The organism is Pseudomonas sp. PDM17, from assembly GCF_014851985.1.
Lineage (GTDB): Bacteria > Pseudomonadota > Gammaproteobacteria > Pseudomonadales > Pseudomonadaceae > Pseudomonas.
Genome location: NZ_JACVAT010000001.1, coordinates 758,221 through 767,486 on the forward strand (window position 1 = coordinate 758,221; position 9,266 = coordinate 767,486).

General features: G+C 65.0%; 10 protein-coding genes. 4 read left to right on the forward strand and 6 right to left on the reverse strand.

Translation table 11 applies throughout. The features are described 5' to 3' along the window. Window positions 1–2: 2 nt before the first annotated feature. Window positions 3–776, forward strand: a complete 774-nt coding sequence (locus tag IB256_RS03665) for a class II glutamine amidotransferase (RefSeq protein WP_192291182.1) — start codon at window positions 3–5, stop codon at window positions 774–776. A 90-nt stretch (window positions 777–866) separates the two neighbouring features. Next, window positions 867–1,391, forward strand: a complete 525-nt coding sequence (locus IB256_RS03670; RefSeq protein WP_081520314.1) for a DUF2937 family protein — start codon at window positions 867–869, stop codon at window positions 1,389–1,391. A 47-nt stretch (window positions 1,392–1,438) separates the two neighbouring features. On the opposite strand, the gene aceK is transcribed toward IB256_RS03670, so the two are convergent. Next, on the reverse strand, window positions 1,439–3,175 hold the full coding sequence (gene aceK, locus IB256_RS03675; protein WP_192291180.1) for a bifunctional isocitrate dehydrogenase kinase/phosphatase: 1,737 nt from the start codon (window positions 3,173–3,175) through the stop codon (window positions 1,439–1,441). 176 nt (window positions 3,176–3,351) lie between these two features. Here aceK and IB256_RS03680 point away from each other — a divergent pair, with 176 nt between their 5' ends. Together IB256_RS03680 and IB256_RS03685 are read left to right on the forward strand one after the other, a co-directional pair. Then, window positions 3,352–3,849 carry a GNAT family N-acetyltransferase gene (locus IB256_RS03680; RefSeq protein WP_192291178.1) on the forward strand — a complete coding sequence of 166 codons (498 nt, stop codon included), beginning with the start codon at window positions 3,352–3,354 and terminating at the stop codon, window positions 3,847–3,849. 85 nt (window positions 3,850–3,934) lie between these two features. After that, a complete protein-coding gene (locus IB256_RS03685) occupies window positions 3,935–4,840 on the forward strand; it encodes a DMT family transporter (protein ID WP_192401310.1) in 906 nt (301 codons plus the stop codon). A gap of 48 nt (window positions 4,841–4,888) precedes the next feature. Here IB256_RS03685 and IB256_RS03690 read toward each other — a convergent pair whose 3' ends face one another. The 5 genes from IB256_RS03690 to IB256_RS03710 all read right to left on the reverse strand — a co-directional run bounded on the left by IB256_RS03690 (window position 4,889) and on the right by IB256_RS03710 (window position 9,221). Further along, a complete protein-coding gene (locus tag IB256_RS03690; RefSeq protein WP_192401312.1) occupies window positions 4,889–5,794 on the reverse strand; it encodes a DMT family transporter in 906 nt (301 codons plus the stop codon). Between the two features lie 441 nt (window positions 5,795–6,235). Further along, the gene (locus IB256_RS03695; protein WP_081520319.1) at window positions 6,236–7,330 is read right to left on the reverse strand and encodes a polyamine ABC transporter substrate-binding protein; all 1,095 of its coding nucleotides are present in this window, start codon (window positions 7,328–7,330) and stop codon (window positions 6,236–6,238) included. Between the two features lie 222 nt (window positions 7,331–7,552). Next, complete coding sequence (gene cysK / locus IB256_RS03700; RefSeq protein WP_081520320.1) at window positions 7,553–8,527, reverse strand: cysteine synthase A; 975 nt, start codon at window positions 8,525–8,527, stop codon at window positions 7,553–7,555. A gap of 81 nt (window positions 8,528–8,608) precedes the next feature. Next, window positions 8,609–8,809 carry a helix-turn-helix transcriptional regulator gene (locus tag IB256_RS03705; RefSeq protein WP_192291172.1) on the reverse strand — a complete coding sequence of 67 codons (201 nt, stop codon included), beginning with the start codon at window positions 8,807–8,809 and terminating at the stop codon, window positions 8,609–8,611. Between the two features lie 22 nt (window positions 8,810–8,831). Next, window positions 8,832–9,221 (reverse strand): hypothetical protein, encoded by a 390-nt coding sequence (locus tag IB256_RS03710; protein ID WP_192291170.1) that lies wholly within the window; start codon window positions 9,219–9,221, stop codon window positions 8,832–8,834. Window positions 9,222–9,266: the final 45 nt, after the last annotated feature.

Genomic DNA, 9,266 nt, shown 5'->3' on the forward strand with positions numbered 1-9,266 from the left:
TCATGTGCGAGTTGCTCGGCATGAGCGCCAACGTCCCGACGGACATCGTCTTCAGCTTCACCGGGCTGATGCAGCGCGGCGGCGGCACCGGCCCGCACCGTGACGGCTGGGGCATCGCCTTCTATGAAGGGCGCGGTGTGCGGCTGTTCCAGGACCCGTCCGCCAGCGTCGATTCGGAAGTCGCGCGGCTGGTGCAGCGCTACCCGATCAAGAGCGAGGCGGTGATCGGTCACATCCGCCAGGCCAATGTCGGCAAGGTCTGCCTGTCCAACACCCACCCATTCGTACGCGAAATGGGCGGGCGCTACTGGACCTTTGCCCACAACGGCCAGCTCGCCGACTTCCATCCCGAGCCCGGTCTCTACCGCGCGGTGGGCGACACCGACAGCGAAGCAGCCTTCTGCGACCTGCTCAACCGCGTGCGCCGTGCCTTCCCCGAGCCAGTGCCGGTGGAGGTGTTGCTGCCCACCCTGGTCACCGCCTGCGCCACCTACCGCGAGAAGGGCGTGTTCAACTGCCTGCTCAGTGACGGCGACTGGCTGTTCACTTTCTGCAGCACCAAGCTGGCCTGGATCACCCGCCGCGCGCCATTCGGGCCGGCACGCCTGCGCGATGCCGACGTCACGGTGGACTTCCAGTCGGAAACCACACCCAACGACGTGGTGACGGTGATCGCCACCGAGCCGCTGACCGACAACGAAAACTGGACCCTGATGCAGGGTGGCGAATGGATGCTCTGGTGGCGTGGCGAGATCGTTACCCAGGGCCGCATCTGATCGGGACGTGAAGCATTCCCGGAATGCCGGTGCGGCAAACGGGAGAATCCGGCGTTGCCTTGCACATCCATAAGAACGAAGGGGAAAAGAATGCTGCGCAGCTACGTACGCATGGTGCTGTTTGCGCTGGGGCTGATGGTCGCGGTCCAGGTGCCGGGCTTCATCAAGGATTACGCGCAACGCGTCGACGCCCATCGCATCGAGGCGACTCAGGCGCTGCAGGGCTTCAAGGACACATCGGGGCAGTTCTTCAAGGGTGACCTGAGTGCCCTGGTGGCGCATTACCGCGGGAGTGCCGACCCGGTCTTCCAGCGTGACGCCGACAACATCGAGCGCCTGATGCGCCGTGCCCAGCTGTTCGAGAACGAATGGCAGGCCCTGCAGGGTCCCTGGTACCAGCGCGCCCTGCACATGGTGACGGCGCCAAACCATGAGTTGCTGCAGGAAACCTACGAGAACTACCGCTACCAGGTGGTGCTGGAGCCCGAGGCCATTGGCTGGGCCCTGGCCGGCGGGCTGCTGCTGGCGTGGATCGCCGAGGTGCTGATGGCTTCTCTGGCAGCCCTGGTTGGTCTGGGGGATAACCGTCGCGCCTCGCGGCGGCACTGGAACTGACGGTTTTTCATAAGGGCGCGCTCCAGCAGGAGCGCGCCTGACTTGGCCTAGCGCGCCAGCGCTTCCTCCGGCGATTCGTGGCGGCGGTAGGGGAACACGTCGATCACTTTCCCCGCGCGAATCTGCTCCTGCAGCCCCTTCCAGTAATCGGCGTCGAACAGGTTGCCGTGCAGCTTGGCGAACTGCCGTCGCAGCTTCAGGTCGACGAACAGGAAGCGCGGGAACTCCTCGGGGAATACATCCATCGGCCCCACCGAGTACCAGGGCTCGGAGGACATCTCGTCTTCCTCGTAGCGCGCTGGCGGGATGTGGCGGAAATGCACCTCGGTGAGGTAGCAGATCTCGTCGTAGTCGTAGAACACCACCCGGCCGTGGCGGGTGACGCCGAAGTTCTTCAGCAGCATGTCGCCGGGGAAGATGTTCGCCGCCGCCAGTTGCTTGATCGCCAGCCCGTAGTCCTTCAGCGCTTCTTCCACCTGCGCCGGCGTGGCGTGTTCCAGGTAGATGTTCAGCGGGGTCATGCGGCGCTCGGTCCAGCAGTGACGGATCAGCACCACGTCGCCTTCGAGCATCACGGTGGAGGGCGCGACGTCCAGCAGCTCGGCGAGGCAATCGGGGTCGAACTTGCGTACCGGGAAGCGGAAGTCGGCGAACTGCTGGGTGTCGGCCAGGCGCCCGACTCGGTCATGGTTCTTCACCAGCTGGTACTTCTGGATCACCGTGGCGTGGTCCACGGTCTTGGCCGGGTTGAAGTTGTCCTTGATGATCTTGAACACGGTGTTGAAGCCCGGCAGGGTGAACACGCTCATCACCATGCCGCGCACGCCGGGGGCCATGACGAAGCGGTCGTCGGTGGTCGCCAGGTGGTTGATCAGCGCGCGGTAGAACTCGCTCTTGCCCTGCTTGTAGAAACCGATGGAGGTGTATAGCTCGGCGATGTGCTTGCCCGGCAGCAGACGCTTGAGGAAGGCGACCATCTCCGCCGGCACCGGCGCGTCGACCATGAAGTAGGAGCGGGTGAAGGAGAAGATGATCGAGACTTCCGCCTCGTCGGTGATCACCGTGTCGAACTGGATGCCGCGCCCTTCGTGATGCACCAGCGGGAACACCAGCGGCCACTGCTCCTCCGGGGTGAACAGACGGCCCACCAGGTAGGCGCCCTTGTTGCGGTAGAACACCGAGCCGATCAGTTCGATGGTCAGGGTCGGGTCCTTGCACACCCAGTCCGGCAGGTTGGTGTGCAGCAGGCTGTCCATACGTTGCAGGTCGCGTTCGCGGTCGTCGTAGTCCACGGCGAAGCGGTAGTCGTCGAAGATGCTTTCCAGCGCCTGGCGCAGCTGGCCGCCGGGGCGGTAGATGCGCGTGTGCGGGTCGCGCGAATGGGCGCGCAGCGATGGCCGTGTGGTGTGCACGAACATCGTGCCATCGCTGATGTTGTCGTGGCTGAACAGGCCGCAGAAGATCGAATTGAACCAGGTTTCCGCCAACTCATCGTCCAGCCGCGGGTCGATCAGGGTGATGTAGGCACTCTTGGCGATCGGCCAGCGCTCCACGTCCACCAGGTCGATGCCGGCCATGGCGCGGGTCAGTCTGCCCACGGTCTCGGCGACCATTTCCTCGTACAGCTCGATGCGTTCGGCGGAGGCGAGCTGGGCTTCCTGCCACTGTGCCTGTTCGAAACGCGCGGGCGCACCGGCGGTAATCTGGTGGAACTTCGCGCGGTAGTCGTCGAAGCCTTCGAGGATCAGGGTCGCGATCTCGGTCGCCGGCCAGTGCTGAGCCATGGGAGCGCCTCTGCTGGGTTCTGGTGCAGCGAGCTTAGCCATGGGAAACGGTGAGGGAAAGGGCGATTTCGCCGGAGGATCGTGGCGCTTTTCGGTGAAATTAGCGCGTATGCTGGCCGGCCACGCTCTTGGATAAAGAGCCCTGGAAAGCCCCTTCGGCAAGGAGCCGGCACGCAATGGAAGACTTTCGCATCGAGCGCTGCACCGAGCAGCACATCAATGGCCTCGCGGCCCTCTACAACGATCCAGCAGTGGCCCGTCAGGTGCTGCAGATGCCGCACCAGGCGCCGGATCTGTGGCGCAAGCGACTGGTGCTGGACGACGAGCGCCGCATCACGCTGATGGCCATGCACCAGGACCAGGTGATCGGCAGTGCCAGTCTTGAACAGTTTCCCCGCGTGCGTCGTAGCCAATGCGGCAGCATCGGCATGGGGGTCGCCGTAGCCTGGCAGGGGCGCGGAGTCGGCACGCGGCTGCTGGCTGAACTGATGGAAGTGGCCGACAACTGGATGGGCCTGCGTCGCGTCGAGCTGACTGTCTACACCGACAATGCGCCGGCCATCGCGCTGTATCGCAAGTTCGGCTTCGAGGTGGAAGGAACGCTGCGCGAATTCGCCCTGCGCGACGGCGTTTACGCCGACGTGCTGAGCATGGCCCGTCTGCGTCGCATCTGACAGTGGACTTTGAAAGTCAGCTATGGATGGATGGTGTTTGCCACCGGCGTAGGCTGGTGGCTTACCTGCCCTGGAGCTTTTCGCGATGAATCCCGCTGCTCTGCTGAATATGTTCGGGCTGGCCGCCATCTGGGGTGCCAGCTTCCTGTTCATGCGCCAACTGGTGCCTGCCATCGGCGTGATGCCGACGGCGTTCTTCCGTGTCGTGCTGTCGGCCATCGGGCTGGTCGTGATCATGCTGGCCCTGCGCACGCGCTGGGCTTTCCGCGGCAAGCTGGTGCGTCTTCTGCTGATCGGCGTGATCGCCTCCGGCATCCCGGTGCTGATGTACAGCCTGGCGGCGCAGTTTCTGCCGGCGGGGTATTCGGCGATCTTCAACGCGACCACGCCGCTGATGGGTGTGCTGATCGGTTCGCTGTTCTTTGGTGAGGTGCTCACCGGCGGCAAGGCTCTCGGCGTGCTGCTGGGGTTGGCGGGCGTGGCGGTGCTGACTCGCGCCGGGCCTGTGCCCTTCGACTCCCAGGTGCTCTGGGGCGCCGCCGCTTGCCTGGTGGCGACGACCTGCTACGGCTTCGCCGGGTATTTCACCAAGCGCTGGATCAACGACCAGGGCGGCCTGGACTTCGCCGTCTCTGCCCTGGGCAGCCAGGCGGGCGCAACTCTGTGCCTGTTGCCTTTCTTCCTCGGCACGAGCCTGGACATGCCGCTGGCGCCGCTGGCCGACCCGAAGATCCTGCTGGCGCTGGCCGGGCTGGGCTTCCTCTGCACATCCTTCGCCTACGTCCTGTACTTCCGCCTGCTGGCCAGCATCGGCCCGCTGAAGACCATGACGGTGACCTTCCTGATTCCGCCGTTCGGCGTGTTCTGGGGCGTGCTGCTGCTGGATGAGTCGCTTTCCTGGGCGCACCTGCAGGGTGGTGTGCTGATTGCCCTGGCGCTGTGGCTGGTACTGCGCCCGGCGCCGCAGCCGAAGGCCGAGGCAGCCAACTGAGCGAAGCGCAGGCGAGGAACGATCCTCGCCTGCGTCCATCGGGGTTGGCTAGCGGTTATCCACAGCCTGTGTCGACTTGGATTCACGTGCCGGGGCTGCCGGGCGGAAGACCAGCATCAGGCCCAGCACGATCAGTCCCATACCTAGCAGGCCAAGCGCAGACAGGCGATTGCCGAACACCGCATAGTCCATCAGTGCCGTGACCGCCGGCACCAGGTAGAACAGGCTGGTGACGTTGACCAGGTTGCCCGCTGCGATCATCCGGTAGAGCAGCACGGTGGCCAGTACCGAGACCATCAGGCCCATCCACAGCGCACTGAGGATGAACGCGGCGTTCCACTCCACGTGCAGCGGCTGGAAGGGCGCGACGCCAATGCACAGCGCGAGCCCGGCCATGTACTGCAGGGGCAGGGTCCCCAGCGGGTTCTCGCGGATGTTCTTCTGCAGGATCGAGCCGCCGGTGATCGATAGCAGCGCCAGCAGGCAGCAGGCCAGGCCCGCGAAGGTCAGGCCTGACAGTCCGATGCTCTGGTAGACCACCATCACCAGACCTATCAGCCCGAGCGCGAGGCCGCCCAGTCGCGGCGCCGAATGCCGGCGTTCGAGCAGGAAACTGGTCAGCATCGGCTGCACGCCCAGCACGGTGGCGATGACGCCGGGGGTGACGTGCAGGTGCAGCGCCATCAGGTAGAAGATCGGGTAGATGCCCAGCATCACCAGGCCGGTGAGCACGGCGTGGCGTATCTGTTTGCGCTCGCGCGGCCAGCGCAGGCCGATCAGCGGCGAGAGGATCAGCAGCGCCACCAGCGCGGTGCCGAAGCGGGCGATGAGGAAGACCATCGGCGAAGCATGGGCCAGGCCCCACTTGCTGATGATGGCGGCGCTGCTCCACAGCAGCACGAACAGGGAGGTGCTGGCCAGGGCGACCAGGGAGGAACGGTTGAGCGAAATCATGCAATGCACCTGTCGTCAGGCAGATCACGACCGGCCATCAATGGGCCGGACACAGACCGGGCGCCGCGTCAGTTGAGCGCGGAAAACCAGGCGATGGAAAACGCGTGTGGCGTCAGAAGCTCACGCCGGGTGGCGGGTAGGCCGCACCGGGAGGCGGAGGCGACGCGACAGCGACGACAGGGGGCGGAGGAGGGCAGGCCGCGCCCGCACCCGCGCCGCAGGCCGGGGAGGCTGCAACGGTGATTGCCGGATCGGGCAATGGGTATCGGGACATGGAAGGCGAACCTGTTCAGTGGGGCATCATCTGTGCTGCGTGGGCTGACTATAGCGGCCCGGATCGCCGCTGGCGAGCCCTGTGCGAGTTGCGCGGCAAAGCGCGACTTGCGCGACGAAAACGACAACGCGCGGCCGGGGCCGCGCGTTGTCAGGCAAGGGTGACGCTTACTTGCCGGTCTTGATGGTGTTCCAGGTGCGGGTACGAACGCGGTCGATCTTCATCGGCATGGATTCGAGGGCGAACAGCTTGGCCATCTTGTCCTGCGGCGGGTAGATCGCAGGGTCCGCCTTGATTGCCTTGTCCACCAGCGGGTCGGCGGCCAGGTTGCCGTTGGCGTAGTGCACGTAGTTGCTCACGCCGGCCATGACTTCCGGGCGCAGCAGGTAGTTCATGAAGGCATAGGCAGCCTTCTCATCCGGTGCGTCGTTGGGCATGGCGACCATGTCGAACCACAGCGGCGAGCCTTCCTTCGGCGTGGAGTACTGGATTTCCACGCCGTTCTTGGCTTCCTTGGCGCGGGTGGCGGCCTGCAGGATGTCGCCGGAGAAGCCGACGGCTACGCAGATCTCGCCGTTGGCCAGGTCGCTGACGTACTTGGAAGAGTGGAAGTAGCGGATGTACGGACGCACCTTGAGCAGCGCTTCCTCGGCCTTCTTGTAGTCATCCAGCTTCTGGCTGTGATGCGGCAGGCCCAGGTAGTTCAGGGTGATCGGCAGCAGCTCCGGGCCGTTGTCCAGCACCGCTACGCCGCACTTGGCCAGCTTCTCCATGTACTCGGGCTTGAAGAAGATGTCCCAGGAGTCGATCGGCGCGTTGTCGCCCAGCACTTCCTTGATCTTGGCCGGGTTGTAGCCGATGCCGGTGGTGCCCCACAGGTAGGGGAAGCCGTGCTCGTTGCCCGGGTCGTTCACTTCCAGTGCCTTCATCAGCACCGGGTTGAGGTTCTTCCAGTTCGGCAGCTGGCTCTTGTCCAGCTTCTTCAGCGCGCCGGCCTGGATCTGCTTGGCCATGAAGTGGTTCGACGGCACCACGATGTCGTAACCGGATTTGCCGGTCATCAGCTTGCCATCGAGGGTCTCGTTGCTGTCGTAGACGTCGTAGGTCGCCTGGATGCCGGTTTCCTTGGTGAAGGTCGGCACGGTGTCCGGGGCGATGTAGTCGGACCAGTTGTAGATCTTCACGTTATCGGCCTGGGCGGCGCCGGCGGCAACGGAGAGGGAGAGTGCGAGGGTGGAGAGCAACGGGGCGGAAATTTTCATTCTTGTGTTCCTGACAACGGTGCGGAAAGCCCGGGCCATCCGCGAAAGATGGGCGACGCTTCGTCGCGGGCTGCGCAAGAATTAACCATTTTGCCGGAACATGGCGAGGGGCCATGGCTGCCTGCGGGTCCGCAGACAGCGCACGTGTCACGTACGAGACTTGGGCCGCACCGATTCGGAACGGCAGGTAGGAATCCGCCCCGCAGAGGGGCGGAATAGAGCTTACTGGACCAGTTCCTGGTCCTCGAACAGGCCGTCGAAGAGCATGGTGGAGAGGTAGCGCTCGCCCGAGTCCGGCAGCACCACGACGATGGTCTTGCCCTGCATGTTCGGCTCTTCGGCGAGCTTCACCGCGGCGGCCATGGCGGCGCCGCTGGAGATGCCGCAGAGGATGCCTTCTTCCTGCATCAGGCGCAGGGCCATGTTCTTGGCGTCTTCGTCGGCGATGGTGGCGACGCGGTCGACCAGGGACAGGTCGAGGTTCTTCGGCACGAAGCCGGCGCCGATGCCCTGGATCTTGTGCGGGCTGGGCTTGATCTCTTCGCCGGCCAGGGCCTGGCTGATCACCGGCGAGGTGACCGGCTCGACAGCCACCGAGAGGATCGGCTTGCCCTTGGTGTTCTTGATGAAGCGCGACACACCGGTGAGGGTGCCGCCGGTGCCGACGCCGGCCACCAGCACGTCGACCGCGCCATCGGTGTCGTTCCAGATTTCCGGGCCGGTGGTCTTTTCGTGGATCGCCGGGTTGGCCGGGTTGTCGAACTGCGCCGGCATGAAGTACTTCGCCGGGTCGCTGGCGAGGATTTCCTCGGCCTTGGCGATCGCGCCCTTCATGCCCTTGGCCGGCTCGGTCAGGACGATCTCGGCGCCCAGGGCCTTGAGCACCTTGCGGCGTTCCAGGCTCATGGAGGAGGGCATGGTGAGGATCAGCTTGTAGCCACGGGCGGCGGCGACGAAGGCGAGGCCGATGCCGGTGTTGCCGGAAGTCGGCTCGACGATGGTCATGCCCGACTTCAGGCGGCCGCCGGACTCGGCATCCCAGATCATGTTGGCGCCGATCCGGCACTTCACCGAGTAGCCCGGGTTGCGCCCTTCGATCTTGGCCAGGATGGTGACGCCGCGCGGGGCGATGCGGTTGATCTGGACCAGCGGCGTGTTGCCGATGGACTGCGCGTTGTCGGCGAAAATGCGGCTCATGATGCGTTCCTTAGGTTCGGAGCTGTGCAGACCCAGCAGCCTATGCCCGGCGGGCTTCGTAGTCCAGTCGGCGCACCCGCCTCACTCGGGCTGCGCGTCGCTGAAGATGGCCTCGATGGGCAGGCCGAAGACCCGGGCTATACGAAAGGCCAGCGGCAGGCTGGGGTCGAACTTGCCACTCTCGATGGCGATCACGCTCTGCCGCGAAACCTGCAGTTGCAGGGCCAGGTCCTGCTGGCTCCAGCCGCGTTCGGCGCGCAGTGCCTTGAGGCGATTCTGCATGGTTGCTCCTTTCTCGGATCGGTCAGGCGAAGCGCCGGCGCAGCAGCACCACGGCAACGCCGTAGGCGGCCCAGAACAGCGGGAAGGCGAGGATCACCGGGAAACGCGGCCAGGCGGCGTACTGCTCCAGAAAGCCCCAGGCGCTGAACAGCCCGACCACCGTGCCGCCGGCCAGCATCGCGGCGCGGGACAGCAGGAAACGCAGGAATTCGTCCGGCTCGCTGCGCAGGTAGCGGTCGAATACATAGAGCATCGCCAGCAGTGGCAGCGCCGGAGAAGCGGCGGCCAGGACGCGCAGGGCATAAGGCAGCTTCTGCAGGTCCAGCCCCCAGCTGATCAGTGCGACCAGGGCGGAGTAAATGAACATGAGGGCGGCGCAGGACAGGGTGTAGCGGCGCAGGGCGGGATTCATCGCGGTCTCCTTGTGATGTAAAGCGAACTTAACATCGGGATTTCT